The organism is Anaerolentibacter hominis (assembly GCF_032380675.1).
In the GTDB taxonomy this organism is placed as follows: domain Bacteria; phylum Bacillota; class Clostridia; order Lachnospirales; family Lachnospiraceae; genus Anaerolentibacter; species Anaerolentibacter hominis.
In genome coordinates this window covers 172722-186933 of sequence record NZ_JAWDIX010000005.1, presented here as the reverse complement: position 1 = coordinate 186933, position 14212 = coordinate 172722, and the positions used below count along the sequence as shown (strand labels likewise).

The window sequence follows — 14212 nt, the reverse complement described above, 5'->3', positions numbered from 1 at the left end:
GATCTTATCAGCATCAAGATTGGTACCAACAACTTCGATAGTTTTGTAACCAGTCTGTTTCGCGCCGAAGTTTTCTTTAACCTCAACCTTTAAAGTAGCGGAAGCACGAACATACTCGGCATTTTTACCACGGAGACACTGAGCCATAATTTCATACTGACCAGCTTCAGCAGGAGTGAAAACGCCGTTGGAGTTCATGATATCTTTGCCAGAACCCTTCTGAGTGTTAGCGATAACTTTGTTATCTTTCGCATCAGCGGCTAATTTGGTAACGGTCCAGTAGGTTTTGTTAGTAGAAACCTTAGGAGTCATGGTACGATCGAAATCGTAGGAACCGCCAACGACCATATTAGCAGTATCAAACTTGGAAGTTTTGATAGCAACTTTGGAAGCATCCTGTCTAACAGTAACAGTAGCTTTTAAGGTCTTAGTTGTCTTGTTCGGTAAAGTAATCTTTACAGAGATTGTAGCTTTACCAGGAGCAACAGCGGTAACAACACCACTCTTGTTTACAGTTGCAACTTTCTTGTTGCTGGAAGTCCATGAATATTTGGAACCAGCCACTTTGTTCTTGATGTTAAAATCATATTTTCCGGAATTCTTGTTTCCGACATCAAGAGTTTTTGATGTAGCATTCAGCTTCTGAGCAGCGGCAGCATCGGATTTGTTTGCAGCAGCAGGAGCCGCAACAGTTACGATCATAACCAGTGCAAGGACGAATGCTAATTTCTTAAAGAAATTCTTCATCTTTTTTCTTCCTCCTTATAAGATATGGTTTGGTATTATATTTACCATAAAGGAAAGTCCTGAAGTGGAGCAGGACTATCCAATACGAAATATAATCGCCCAATAACAAGTTGATTATAACAATATTCAGTCAAAAGGTCAAGTAGTTAGCCTCATTTGGACCGGATATTTAAATAATCTTAAGATATTCCGGAAAGCCTTTATTTACGGGACTTTCAGGGGTTCCCCTCCTGCTCCGAATGTCCGGTTTTCCGTCTGTCTCACACCCGTTATTTTGGATTATATTAACGCCGATACACAACAGCCACATGACGTTCTGTATCTTGGTTGCCTTTATAATGCACCTTGTTTGTGACAAAAGTATGGCAACCACTTGTCATGATTGGCTTTTTTCAGGAACAAATTTTGCCTTTTTTTTAAATATTTTACAAACTTAAGACACTTATCTGGCTTATGCCCGATATCCGGCCTGTAACCACACAATAAGCTGTAATTTTCGGTCAGGCATCATTTGTCCGAAAGCTTCAGGAAATGCTCTACTTCCCTCTGCATCTGCTCCGTCTCGCATACGGTCTTATGAAGTACCGGTGCGGTACGGATTTCTTCGATTGCCGGCGGAATCTTTACACCGGACATCTCGCACAGTTTGTCGATCAGCTGGAAATCAGTCATGGAATCATATTCCGGATCAATCGCTTTCATGACACTTCTGGCGAATTTATATGGACTGGCCGTGGAGGCGATCACCGTCTTGCGGGTATCCCCTGCCGACTCTTTATAGCGATGGTACACATCAGATGCTACTGCCGTATGGGTATCGATCACATAGTGTGAGCCCTCGAATACTCTCCGGATGGCCGCTGCGGTCTCTTCCTCGTCGGAATAGCCGCCCACAAAGTCCTTCAGGGCCTCTCTCATGCCGCTGGTGATGCGGTAGACACCTGTAGAACCAAGTTCTTTCATCAGTTCACTGTTCTTTTCTGCATCTCTTCCCGCGATCATGTAGATCAGCCGCTCCAGGTTACTGGATATCAGGATATCCATGGAGGGTGAACTGGTTAAGACAAACTCCCGGTTCCGGTCATACACGCCGGTCTCGAAGAAGTCGAACAGCACTTTATTTACGTTGGAAGCACAGATCAGCTTGTCAATGGGCAATCCCATAAGCTTTGCAAAGTAGGCAGCCAGGATATTTCCGAAATTCCCGGTGGGCACTGTCACGTTAATGGCCTCCCCTGCCTTAATCTCTCCCCGTTTTACCATCTGCGCATAGGCATAGACATAATAAACAACCTGAGGCACCAGGCGGCCGATATTGATGGAGTTGGCGGATGAGAACTGATATCCTGCGCTCTCCATACGGGCTGCCAGCTCTTTGTTACCGAACATGGCTTTCACACCGCTCTGGGCGTCGTCGAAGTTACCGGTGATACCGACCACGAAGGTATTCTCACCCTTCTGGGTTACCATCTGCTTCTCCTGTACCGGGCTGACGCCATGTTTCGGATAGAAGACAATGATCTTCGTGCCTTCCACGTCTGCAAAGCCTGCTAGTGCGGCCTTTCCGGTATCACCTGAAGTTGCGGTCAGGATTACAATATCATTCTTAACCTGATTCTTTCTTGCAGATACGGTTAAAAGATGGGGCAGAATGGATAACGCCATATCTTTAAACGCAATCGTCGCTCCATGGTATAGTTCCAGGTAGTAAGCTCCGTCCGCCTCTGTCAGCGGCGCAATCTCAGCAGTATCAAACTTGCTGTCATAAGCCTTCTCAATACAGGCCTTTAACTCTTCTTCCGTAAAGTCCGTCAGATAGAGCTTCATAACCTCATAGGCGATCTCTTTATAGTTCATCTCCGCCAGTTTCTCAAGGGAAACATCCAGTGCGGGGATGGTTTCGGGTACAAATAAACCGCCATCATCGGCCAGGCCCTTAAGGATTGCCTGTGAGGCGGTAACAGTTGTGTTGTTATTCCTTGTACTGTGGTATAACAGATTCATTTTGATCATTTCCTCCCGTGCAGCCCCTGTCCCGCTGCGCAAATTCCGTAAAATACAGGCAGAAAACATGTCTTTCTGCTTGGAGATAGTATAGCATGCCATAAATTTTTATACAACAGGAAAAATAAATTTATCCACATTCTCCCTGCAAATCCGTCTGTCGGATGTTTTCCACATTTCAGGAATGATTTCACTTATGGCTATAAAACCGCTATTTTACAGCATTTTCCCATTATGTACCGCGCAACAAGCGCCGGTGTGCTTCGCGAACTGTCTTGTTGCAACGAAAAAGGCCCGTATCCCCTTCGGAATACGGACCCGCATTTCTATGCTTTTATTTTGATTAGAGTGTCAGAACGGTGCTTGGAACACTCTGATCTTATTTGTAAAAATCGTGGTTTCCTACTTTGAACAGCCAGGTCAGCGCCCGGTCAAACCAGGATGCATTACAATACCGTTTGGCTACAAAATACAGTGCGCCGCCGGAATTATCTTTGCCGTTTAACACTTCTGCCACTGCAGCTTTGGTTTCCTTGCTGACTTTCACACGGTTGATCTTACCGGTGCTGGCCGGTGTAAACTGAGATTTTTGATAAATGACTTTTGTTACTGTATTGGGGAATTTGCTGCTCTCCACCCGGTTTAATACCACGTTGGCCACCAGCATCTTGCCCTCATAGCTCTCGCCCCCTGCTTCCGCCTGAACCAGACGTTCCAGGAGCCTGATTTCATCTTTTTCCAGCCAGACTCTTCCGGCCGCCATTGCTTCTGCTTTTTCTCTTTCCTTTTCGATGAGCTCCATCTGCTCTTCGTATATCTTCTGCGCCTTTGCTTCATACTCGGCAGCTTCCTGCTCCTGAAGCATTGCATCTTTTAATGCCATTGTTCTTGCGGCGATCAGTTCATTCTTCTTGATTCTTTCCTGCCGCTCTATTTCTTCCTGCGCTTTCATCTGGGTTGTCTTTGTCGGATCAAAATTTTTCTTTACTTCATCAAAAATCTCTTCGGCCTGTATCCGTGCATCCAGCAAAGTCTCTTCTGTATAATAGGCAGCCGCCTGTGCATGAACCGCTCCGCTGACCGGAGAATCCGTCACAAACGCAAGTGCAAACATGGCAAATGCGGTGCACGCTGCTACTGCACGAAACGGAAATTTCTTTTGCTCTCCATTTTCGCGAAGAAACATGTGTGTTTTCTGCATAATACGTCCTCTTTTCCTTATTTTTTGCAACTTTTCTCCCACTTGTCTGTGAGTCGCATCATTATAGCACTAACTTCCTGCTATTTGTCAATGCGAAAAGACGAACTTTGGTGCTTTCACCAATGGTCTTTTATTTGATTTTTCCCCGTATTTCACAGAATATACAAAGATAGTCACAGAAACCAGGAAATCCTTATGCAATATATAGGAAAATTAAGAACATTTGTTCTGCATATTTTAGACAATTTTATTAAATATTTTTTACAAGTTTTTACGAAATTATTACGCGAAGGGATAAAATTGTACGTTTGTGCAATTCAGCCAGCTAAAAAACGGAGTTTCTTCTATATAAATAGTGACATGGTTCGACTTTCCTCTCGACAGGATGAAGCAGGCCCTTTGACCTGACAAACAGAAAGACGGAGCCTGCGGCTCCGTCTTTCTATCCTTGATACTCTATTTCTTTCTCATCATCCATTTACAGAACCGGTAGACCCCGTACCCCAGCAGGCCGCCCAGCGTATTCATAAACAGGTCGTCTACATCGAATACGCCTACCTTCAATAAGAGCTGCATGGTCTCAATGGTAAGGGTAAGCAGGAAGCTCAAGACAAATACATCAATAAATTTCCCATACCTGGCATTGATCACCGGCACCATAAACCCAAAGGGCGCGAAAGCAAGAATATTTCCGAATATATTAATAATGAAATATTCTGGTCCCAGCAGTTCCTTATATTGAATATAGCGTTTAATCTCATTAAATAAATGCAGGTTGTACCGGTATTCCTCTTCCAGATTCAGCCTTCCGTACCGCTCGCTGAAAAACAGGAAGTAGATCATTCCCGCCAGATAGAGAATAAAGGCTACCGTTATTACATTTCGCACAAAAGTCTTTTGCTTTTTTGTCACTACCACAATTACTGCCTCAATTCAATGCCCAGTTTTTCCAGTCCGGAAAGGATGTTAGCCATGATGCCGCTGATTTCTTTTTCTTCCAGCGTCCGGTCTTTTGCCCGGAAGCTGATGGAATAGGCAACCGACTTATGACCTGCCCTAATCTGCGCGCCCTCATAAACATCGAACAGCTCCAGATGCTCCAGAAGTGCGCCGCCGCAGTCACGGATGATCTGTTCCACCTGTCCAACCAGGATTTCTTTCTTCATAACCATGCTTAGGTCACGGGTTACCGCCGGGAATTTGGCGATTCCTTCATATTTCCGGTCAAAGGTTGCACGGCTTACCAGCTCCGGCATATCCAACACCGCCACATATGCTTTCTCACCGATGCTGTAATTGTCCAGCACATCCGGATGAACTTCACCCAGATAGCCGATTACTGTTCCATCGTAGAGCATATTTGCCTGACGTCCCGGATGCAGGAACGGTTTCCCTGCCTCAGGATCATAAGAAACCAGCTGATACATACCGATTTTTTCCAGAAGCTCTTCAACCACACCCTTCATGTCAAAGAAATCTCCTTCTCCGTACATACCGAAGGTCAGCTGAATCCTCTCTTCCGGAAGCTCTGTGACAGGAAGTGCTTTTGGATAATAAACATTTCCAATTTCATATAATCTTACATTTTTGTTTCTTCTATTATAATTAGTAGAAAGGCTGGTTAACATTCCATTTAAAGGCAGTGTTCTCATAATACTGAAATCCTCGCCCAGAGGGTTAGAAATCGTTACGGTCTGACGCAATTTATCATCCTCAGGAATGAACAGCTTATCGAACACCTTCGGGCTCTCAAAGGAATAGCTGAAGCCCTCGCTGAAACCGAACTGCTCCGCCACATTTCTGGCAATCCCCTCCACTCTCAGCTTAAAGGAGAGTTTACCGGTCGTCGCTTCCCCTGTAGGCAGGGTAGTCGGTATCTTATCATAGCCATAGAAGCGGGCTACTTCCTCCGCCAGATCCGCCAGACACTCCAGGTCCTGTCTCCAGGTAGGCACCACTACTTCATTAGCCGTCTGATCGTAGGAAAGATCTATTTTTTCAAAATAGCCAATCATTGTATCCGCATCAATCTCCGTGCCCAGCAGCCGGTTAATGCGCTCCGCGTCAAATGGAATTCTCTTAGGCTGTCTGACTTCCGGATAAATATCCACGCAGCCTCCCACCACTTCGCCGGCGCCAAGCATGGTAATCAGCTGGCAGGCCCGGTCAATGGCTTCTTTTGCCGTGTTGGGATCAAGGCCTTTTTCAAATTTAGCCGCTGCATCCGTTCTCATACCCAGCTTTTTGCCGGAGAGACGGATATTTGTGCCGTCGAAACAAGCTGCCTCGAACAGCATCGTGTGCACGTCATCGGTAATCTTAGAATTCTCGCCGCCCATAATACCGGCAATTCCCACCGGTTTCTCCCCATCACAGATCATCAGAATAGAAGAATCGACTTTTCTCAGCTGACCGTCCAGCGTCTGGAATTCCTCTCCATCCTTTGCTCTTCGGACGATGATCTTTTTCCCGGCAATCTGATCCAGATCATAGGCATGCATTGGCTGAGAGTATTCTTCCATTACATAATTGGTGATATCTACGATATTGTTGATCGGACGGATACCGCAGGCCGCAAGCCGTCTCTGCATCCACTCCGGAGAGGGTGCCAGCTTAATATTTTTCACAACTCTTGCCACATATCTGGGGCAAAGGTCCTGATCCTCCACCTCCACAGAAATATAGTCCGATGTATTCTCACTGTTACCGGTTGGTGTTACCACCGGCGGGACGAATTTCTTTCCAAAAGTAGCGGCAGCTTCCCTTGCGATACCCAGCACGCCGAAGCAGTCTACACGGTTTGAAGTAACTTCATATTCAAATACCGCGTCATGCAGCCCCAGAAGTTCAACGGCATCAGAACCAATCTCAGCGTTTTTATATTCCGGATTGTTGCTCAAAATATAGATACCGTCCGCAGCGGCGTCCGGATACATATCCGTGCTGGAGCCCAGCTCATCAATCGAGCACATCATGCCATAAGACTCTACACCCCGCAGTTTACCCTTTTTAATCTTGATTCCGCCAGGCGTGGCGCCGCCGTCATGATGGCTTCCAGCCACTCTGCCGCCGTCTAATACAACCGGTACCAGATCTCCTTCACTCACATTAGGAGCTCCTGTGACGATCTGAACGTTCTCTCCCTCTTCACTGATCTGCACCTGGCAGATGATCAGTTTATCCGCGTCGGGATGTTTCTCTATCTTTACTATTTTTCCAACAATAATGTTATCCAGATCCGCATCCAGCTTTTCGTATCCTTCTACTTTTGTCCCGCTCAGTGTCATCGCATCCGTATATTCCTGTTCGGTGACGTCAAGATCTGGTACATATGCTTTAATCCATGATAATGGTGTATTCATAATATTCGTTCCTTTCTGAATTCGTTCCCAATCTTCCTGTCCTTTTCAGAACATCGTTCCACATTGCTGTGCCATTAAAACTGTTTTAAGAATCTCACATCATTCTCATAGAGCAGTCTCATGTCGTCGATTTCATATTTTAACAATGCAATTCGTTCCAGTCCCACGCCGAAAGCGAAACCGGAATATTCATCGGGATCAATTCCGCTCATCTTAAGCACTCTCGGGTGCACCATACCGCAGCCCAAAATCTCAATCCAGCCGGAACCCTTACAGAAACGGCAGCCCTTCCCGCCGCATTTGAAGCAGGTTACATCCATCTCCGCACTGGGCTCTGTGAACGGGAAATGATGGGGTCTGAATTTCACCTTTGTATCCTCTCCGAACAGCTCGCGCGCAAATTCAGCCAGTGTACCCTTCAGATCGGCAAATGTGATCTTCTTATCAACCACAAGTCCTTCGATCTGATGGAAGGACGGGGAGTGTGTCGCATCCACTTCATCCGAACGGAATACCCGTCCGGGTGCAATCATACGAATCGGCAATCTGCCTTTTTCCATCATACGCACCTGCACCGGTGAGGTCTGGGTCCGGAGTACAATCTTGTCATTAATATAGAAGGTATCCTGCTCATCCTTCGCCGGATGGTTGGCAGGAATGTTCAGTGCCTCGAAGTTATAATAATCGTACTCCACTTCCGGCCCCTCAACTACTTCATAACCCATACCAACGAAGATCCGCTCCACTTCCTCCAGAGCGATCGTGTTAGGATGGCGGTGGCCCACCATCGGTTTTTTCGCCGGCAGAGTCACATCTATGGTTTCATTTTTAATCTGTTCTTCCCTGAGAGCTTTGGCAAATGCCGCTTTCTTTTCTTCTAATTTCGCCTCGATCGCCGTTCTGGCATCGTTTACCATCTGTCCAACAGCAGGGCGTTCTTCCGGCGGCACCTCCTTCATGGACTTCAATACTGAGGTCAGCTCACCTTTCTTTCCCAAGAAGGCCACTCTGATCTCATTCAGCTTTTCCAAATGTTCTGAGGCACTGATCTGCTTTAACGCCTCATCCATGATTCCCTGTAATTTTTCCTTCATGACGTTTTCCTTTCTTTCATCCTGTTCGATTTCAATGAACACCAAAGTGGGCAAGCCCACTTAAGCTCCCCTAACCCCTCAATCTTGAGGGGCTTGCACGCTTTGCGCGCCGAGCGTAGTCAGCTTCGCTGACGTTCTCCTCTTACGCGATTGCGCATAGAATATTTTTTATTACATAGGAAAGTTTGGAGAACTTTCCTATGTAATAAAAAAACTCCATACGCTGGTATGGAGTCATAATCACATTTCTGTCTGCACCCCCATCCGGACCAAGGGACGGAAGTTTTCCGCGGTACCACCCTGATTCCTGCAAAGAACACAGACACTCTTAATGTCATAACGTACATCACCCGTCAAATCCTACCTGCATAAAACATTTTGTCTCACTCATAATATGAAAGAGAACTGTTTCAGCCATTCAGAAATGCAGCTCCGGTATGAAACTGGGCCGTTACAGGAACTTAAGAAGCCTTGCAGCCGATGGGCTTCTCTCTCTGTAAGAAAGTAACAGCTTAACATCCGCCTGGGCGGATAATACCTTCACAGCTTTTTACTATAAACTGTTTTTCATTCTAACACATTTTGCCGTCTTGTCAAGTCATGCGCGCAAAACCGGAGATTTTAGGCCGTAATGCTTGCTTCCAGACGTCATATTGCATATACTATAGATTAAACTATTGGAAGGGAACTGGAAATTATGAAGATCGTAAAATGGCTCTACAAGCTGATTCGAAGCTTTTGCTTAAAAATGAGGGATGACAGTGTGTCCGCTTATTCGGCACAGACTACCCTTTTTATTATCATTTCCTTTTTCCCTTTTGCTATGTTTCTGATGACGCTGTTCCGCTATCTTCCGGTCACAGAGATGCAATTGCTGGAGATGGCAGCTAATATACTTCCTGCAAACGTGGATACACAGGTAACACAAATAATTCAGGAAGTTTACCGCTCTGCCATTACTTCCAATTCTACCATATTGTCAATCACCGTTATCACCACTCTGGTATCCGGTTCTACCGGTTTTCTGGCCATAATCAGGGGGCTCAATACGGTATACGGCAAGCGTGAAACCAGAAATTATTTCCTGCTCCGAATCTTAAGCGCCTGCTATGCGCTGATTCTGGCGCTGCTTATGGTTATTCTTTCCGTATTGCTGCTGTTTGGAAATACGCTCTACGCCTGGCTGGTGTCAAATCTGCCCTGGCTTTCATCCTATGTACTTCCTACGGTGCTGCTCCGGGTGGGCGGTTCCTTTTTGCTTATGTTTCTCTTCTTTATCGCAATTTACGTGGTCATTCCCAGCCGCAAGACCAAGATTCGCAGAGAGATTCCCGGCGCGCTGCTGGCCTCTGTGGGATGGTTTGGTTTTTCCTATCTGTATTCCTTCTATATTGAAAAGCTCAGCTCCCCTACCGCGTACGGGAGCCTGACCTCCGTCGTGCTGCTGATGCTCTGGCTTTACATCTGTATTTATATTTTGTTTGTAGGCGCAGAATTTAATGCCTGGCTTACTGCCAATGCGGATAAACTGAAAACGAACGTCTAAATATCCTCCTCTGTTCATAGGTTATAAGAGGCATAAGGCTTGGCTTATACACATAGTTTGTGTTGCAGCTCTTATATCAGGTCTCTGGTCCATTTTGCCGGCCGGAAGATCAGCCGGAACAGCAGGGAGGATTTCTTTATGAAAATAAAATACAAGCTGGTATTGCTTCTATGTGCTCTGGTTCTCTTTCTGGGGCTGCTCTCCTTTCGTGTGATCAAACAACTGAATACGGATACGCCGTCTCCCCCTTCCGAGGAACAAAATACGGACGAGATTCCAAGGCAGGAAGATGGAAGTTATCATAATGTATGGATTACCGGTCTTTCCGAGGAAGATCTTACGCTCACAGCGCTCTGCCCCATCGACGGCGGGGCGGAATTTAAGACCTTTTCTATTTATAATACCTTTGAAATTCCGGAAGGTGGTATCCTGGCAGATCTTACCGCAGAACAGGACACAATACATAAAATAGTCTTAAAACCGGATACCATCAAGGACAAAGTCCTCACCATTACCGATTCTTATATTGAACTGGAACACTATGGCAAATTAAAACTGGACAGTAATTTTGCCGTCTACGATCTGACGGATGATACGGTGGGTAAATTAAATCCGATACAGATCCCAATTGGCTCAGAAACGGAATTTGTGGCCGGAAACAATGAACTGCAGGCAGCCCTGCTTCGTGAAAAGTATATACCGGAAACGATCCGGGTTCTGTTAAAAACCACAGGTTTTACTGGAATTGTACATAAAGAAATCAAAGTTAAAGCAAATTGCCCCGTCACACTGAATTATGGTGATGACAAAAAGAAATCATATAAAAAAGGAAAAACCATCACGATCAAGCCGGGCAGCAAATACCTTTCCGATGGCAGGCTGTCCCTCGTGCCGGAGGGCAGCGGTACGATTTCTGTCCTTTCCCATGACCGGAACGGTATCCCCGCCTATCAGGGAACTTTGGAAATTGCCTTGACCGATGATGAAAAAGGGCTGTATCTGATTAATGAACTATCCCTGGAAGATTATCTGGCTGCAGTCCTGCCCAGCGAGATGCCCTCTTCCTATGGTCTGGAAGCATTAAAAGCCCAGGCCGTCTGTGCCAGAAGCTATGCCCTTATGCATCTTGGCGGCACCGATCTGGCCGCCTACGGCGCCCACGTGGACGACAGCACATCTTACCAGGTATACAACAACCAGGGCTCCGATAAACTGGCTATCCAGGCTGTGAATGAAACAGCCGGGCAGGTTCTGACTTACGATGGCTCTGTCGTGCCCGCCTACTACTATGCCACCTCCTGCGGCCATGGTGCTTCCTGCGACGAAGTCTGGTTTAATGGTAATAATGACTATCTGACCGGACGGCTGCTGTGTGAAGATGAAGATACTTCCTGTGAGATTCTATCGGATGATAAGAAATTCGCTGAGTTTCTCTCTGATGACACATTGGAGACTTACGACAGCGAGTTTCCATGGTACCGCTGGCAGGCAGAGGTTTCCTATAAGGATATTCAGAAAAATCTGGAGAATTCTCTCGCCTCCCGCTATAAGGCAAGCCCCTCTTTGATACAGGTGCAGACATCCAGAGGTAAATATGAAAGCAAACCGGTTTCTTCGATCGGAACGGTTAAAAAGGTCGAAGTGGTCAAACGGCAGGACAGCGGCATCGTGACAATGATTGAGATTACGGGTTCAAAGGAAACCATTCGTGTAGCCAGCGAATATAATATCCGCACCTTCCTTGCGCCGGGGTCGGAACCCATCATCCGGAAGGATAAGAGCAAGGTATCTACACTCACGCTGCTTCCCAGCGCTTTTATCACCATTGAGAATGAGAAAAAGGGAGTAAAAATAGAGGGAGGCGGCTATGGCCACGGTGTGGGTATGAGCCAGACCGGAGCCAAAACCATGGCCTCCCAGGGTAAAACTTATGATGAAATTCTGGGCTTCTTCTATGAAGGAAGCCAGATACAGACTGTAAGAAAATAAGAGGAGATGCCTGACAGAGCAGGATTTATAACATTTGCACGCTCTGCCAGGCGGAATCTTTTACTGCGGCACTTCTTATGATTTTTCCATCATTTCATTGTAACGTCTTGCTACACGCCGGACAATTTCATGATCGTTCGGCAGGCCGCATACTTTGGCCACGGCTGCCTCAATTCCCAGTTCCCGGATGCAGTCCTGAATTTCCATCGCTTTTTCATCTTTCGGTTCGTCATAGGCCATCCCGTTTGCAATGGACAGAATCAGCGCCTGGGGATCAATCCCGTGTTTGAGGCAGAACAGGGCGTTGCCGGTCAGCCGGTCATTCCGGCCAAGCTTTCTCACCGGATCTTTCGCAACCCGGAAGATGGAATCGTCCATGGCTTCTTTCGTCTGCGGCAGCGTACAAAAATCCCAGATTTCAGCCTCCGGCACTCCGAATTCCCGGCTCAATCCCTTAATTGCCTCTGTCAGTACCTGATGCATCAGCTCAGCAATGTCCGGATCAGCTGCTGATTCGTTGATATGAGTATATCCCTTCTGGTATCCGGCATATGCACAGGTGGCGTGGGGCGCATTGTATGTGTATATTTTGATATCTTTCAGCTGTTCCAGGCTATCCCTCAATTCCATCCAGCGCAGGCCGCTTAAGTCGGCGTACACAGGCTGCTGAATCAGCAGTGTGGCAACCGCCTGTGTTACCAGTTCAAGGGACCACGGATTCTCGGCGTTTGTACTCCGCCTTACGATCGCATCCCGCACAGCGGCATTTTCACGGAACCACACCTTCGCATCTTCCTGCTCCAGGCCATTTTCAAACCATTCCCCGATATCAGAAATAATATGATTCTTGTTCGTGCAGGAAATAATTGTGACCTTTTTTCCATTTTGTTCGGCGCGCTTTGTAAGCCCCTTTCCCAGATAGGCCGCGGCTTCCGGAATATCCTCCGGGTATAGCGCCAGGGCAATGACATCCGCGTTGACGACAGCGTCCATACATTCATATTTTTCATCGGTCAGATAGGCGTCATACCCGGTTACTGTCCGGACAAAGGTTCCATCCTCCTGATAGACCGTAACCTGGTAGCTTCCGCCCTTCAAGGCATCCACCACCCTGGGGTCCTTATCCAGAAAGCTCACCTTCCAGCCATACAATGTATAGGTTTCACCCAGAAATCCCTTTCCTTCTTTTCCAGCGCCCACAATTAATATTGAATTCATATCATGTCCTTCCCTTCTATTTCCCGTCATAGCATTCCAGCACGCTCTGCAGTGTTGTCGTCATGAGTGGTACTCCACCCATAATTTTGCTTACCTTCTCCCTGTCCGGCATAACCAGAAGCGATCCTCTGTTCATTGTTGAGGCGGAGGAACACGCATTGCAGAACCGGGCGATCCGGATCAGTTCTTCCTCCCCAATGCTGTCAATATCAACACCCTCTCTTGTAATGGCATAAATTAGAGAGCCCATGTAGGAATCCCCTGCTCCCGTGGTATCCATCACGTCTACATCATAGGTTGGCTGGTAGGTAAAAGCCCTCTTATTTCTCAGGAAACAGCCGCCTGCCCCCATAGTAACCGCAATAATACGGGCATTTCCCGCCAGCAGCTTATCCGTAGCTGCCATCAGATCCCTTTCCCCCAGAAAATAATCCAGTTCCTCCAAAGTCAGCTTCAGGATATTAGCTTCCTCAATCGCGTCCACAACCAGCTGCTTGCGGGCTGGATCTTCATACGGAAAACGGAAATTCGGATCATAGGCAATCAAAGCCCCGGCCTCCCTGGCCGCTTTCACCACAAGCTTTACCGTTTCAAAAATCGGATATCCCCTCTCATGGGAAAGAGGCGTATAATTTAATACCTTACAGTGCCTGAGCTGATCCAGGTTCAGACGATCTGCCCGAATATCCAGATCTGCCCTGGCACTTAGATAATTGGTAAAGTACCGGTCGTTTCCTTCCTTAAAATAGACAAACGCTATTTTCGTACCCACGTTCTGTGAAAACACCAGATTGGTTACATCAAACTTTAGTTCTTCCTTGGCGAGCCTGTAAAGATATTCCCCATGTTCATCCGGTCCAACCGTGGCGATCAGCCCGGCCTTCCCCCCTAGTCTGGCCAGCTGCGACGCCACATTGGACGGAGCTCCCCCCGGATTTCTTTCATAAGCCAGAATGCCCGGCTTGGTCTCTCCGATACAGGTAAAGTCCAGCATCAGGTCGCCGATGGAAACTAAATCCAAATATTTATCATCCGTCATCTGCTACTCCCT

Annotated in this window: 10 protein-coding genes; 2 read left to right on the top strand and 8 right to left on the bottom strand. The window is 46.9% G+C overall.

Features of this window, described 5'->3' with window-relative positions:
* The 6 genes from ABCW47_RS14230 to pheS all read right to left on the bottom strand — a co-directional run.
* Positions 1-747, bottom strand: a 747-nt coding sequence (locus ABCW47_RS14230; protein ID WP_343210605.1) for an Ig-like domain-containing protein, incomplete at its 3' end; no start/stop codon positions are given.
* A gap of 507 nt (positions 748-1254) precedes the next feature.
* Entirely contained in the window at positions 1255-2751 is a 1497-nt protein-coding gene (gene thrC, locus ABCW47_RS14225) for a threonine synthase (protein WP_343210604.1), read from the bottom strand.
* 379 nt (positions 2752-3130) lie between these two features.
* Positions 3131-3952, bottom strand: coding sequence for a cell wall hydrolase (locus ABCW47_RS14220; protein WP_343210603.1), 822 nt, complete (start codon positions 3950-3952; stop codon positions 3131-3133).
* A 456-nt stretch (positions 3953-4408) separates the two neighbouring features.
* On the bottom strand, positions 4409-4870 hold the full coding sequence (locus ABCW47_RS14215) for a VanZ family protein (protein WP_343210602.1): 462 nt from the start codon (positions 4868-4870) through the stop codon (positions 4409-4411).
* A 2-nt stretch (positions 4871-4872) separates the two neighbouring features.
* On the bottom strand, positions 4873-7314 hold the full coding sequence (pheT, locus tag ABCW47_RS14210) for a phenylalanine--tRNA ligase subunit beta (RefSeq protein WP_343210601.1): 2442 nt from the start codon (positions 7312-7314) through the stop codon (positions 4873-4875).
* A 74-nt stretch (positions 7315-7388) separates the two neighbouring features.
* On the bottom strand, positions 7389-8408 hold the full coding sequence (gene pheS / locus ABCW47_RS14205; RefSeq protein ID WP_343210600.1) for a phenylalanine--tRNA ligase subunit alpha: 1020 nt from the start codon (positions 8406-8408) through the stop codon (positions 7389-7391).
* A 697-nt stretch (positions 8409-9105) separates the two neighbouring features.
* On the opposite strand from pheS, the gene ABCW47_RS14200 reads away from it, so the two are divergent.
* Entirely contained in the window at positions 9106-9954 is an 849-nt protein-coding gene (locus ABCW47_RS14200; RefSeq protein ID WP_343210599.1) for a YihY/virulence factor BrkB family protein, read from the top strand.
* A 138-nt stretch (positions 9955-10092) separates the two neighbouring features.
* On the top strand, positions 10093-11943 hold the full coding sequence (locus ABCW47_RS14195) for a SpoIID/LytB domain-containing protein (protein ID WP_343210598.1): 1851 nt from the start codon (positions 10093-10095) through the stop codon (positions 11941-11943).
* Positions 11944-12018: 75 nt separating this feature from the next.
* Here ABCW47_RS14195 and ABCW47_RS14190 read toward each other — a convergent pair whose 3' ends face one another.
* Together ABCW47_RS14190 and ABCW47_RS14185 are read right to left on the bottom strand one after the other, a co-directional pair.
* On the bottom strand, positions 12019-13161 hold the full coding sequence (locus tag ABCW47_RS14190; RefSeq protein WP_343210597.1) for a mannitol dehydrogenase family protein: 1143 nt from the start codon (positions 13159-13161) through the stop codon (positions 12019-12021).
* Positions 13162-13177: 16 nt separating this feature from the next.
* Positions 13178-14200 (bottom strand): carbohydrate kinase family protein, encoded by a 1023-nt coding sequence (locus ABCW47_RS14185; protein ID WP_343210596.1) that lies wholly within the window; start codon positions 14198-14200, stop codon positions 13178-13180.
* Positions 14201-14212 lie beyond the last annotated feature (12 nt).

Bases quoted from the DNA above. Each gene is read 5' to 3' on its own strand.
- thrC (WP_343210604.1), bottom strand. From the start codon at position 2,751: ATGAATCTGTTATACCACAGTACAAGGAATAACAACACAACTGTTACC.
- ABCW47_RS14220 (WP_343210603.1), bottom strand. From the start codon at position 3,952: ATGCAGAAAACACACATGTTTCTTCGCGAAAATGGAGAGCAAAAGAAA.
- pheT (WP_343210601.1), bottom strand. From the start codon at position 7,314: ATGAATACACCATTATCATGGATTAAAGCATATGTACCAGATCTTGAC.
- pheS (WP_343210600.1), bottom strand. From the start codon at position 8,408: ATGAAGGAAAAATTACAGGGAATCATGGATGAGGCGTTAAAGCAGATC.
- ABCW47_RS14200 (WP_343210599.1), top strand. From the start codon at position 9,106: ATGAAGATCGTAAAATGGCTCTACAAGCTGATTCGAAGCTTTTGCTTA.
- ABCW47_RS14195 (WP_343210598.1), top strand. From the start codon at position 10,093: ATGAAAATAAAATACAAGCTGGTATTGCTTCTATGTGCTCTGGTTCTC.
- ABCW47_RS14190 (WP_343210597.1), bottom strand. From the start codon at position 13,161: ATGAATTCAATATTAATTGTGGGCGCTGGAAAAGAAGGAAAGGGATTT.
- ABCW47_RS14185 (WP_343210596.1), bottom strand. From the start codon at position 14,200: ATGACGGATGATAAATATTTGGATTTAGTTTCCATCGGCGACCTGATG.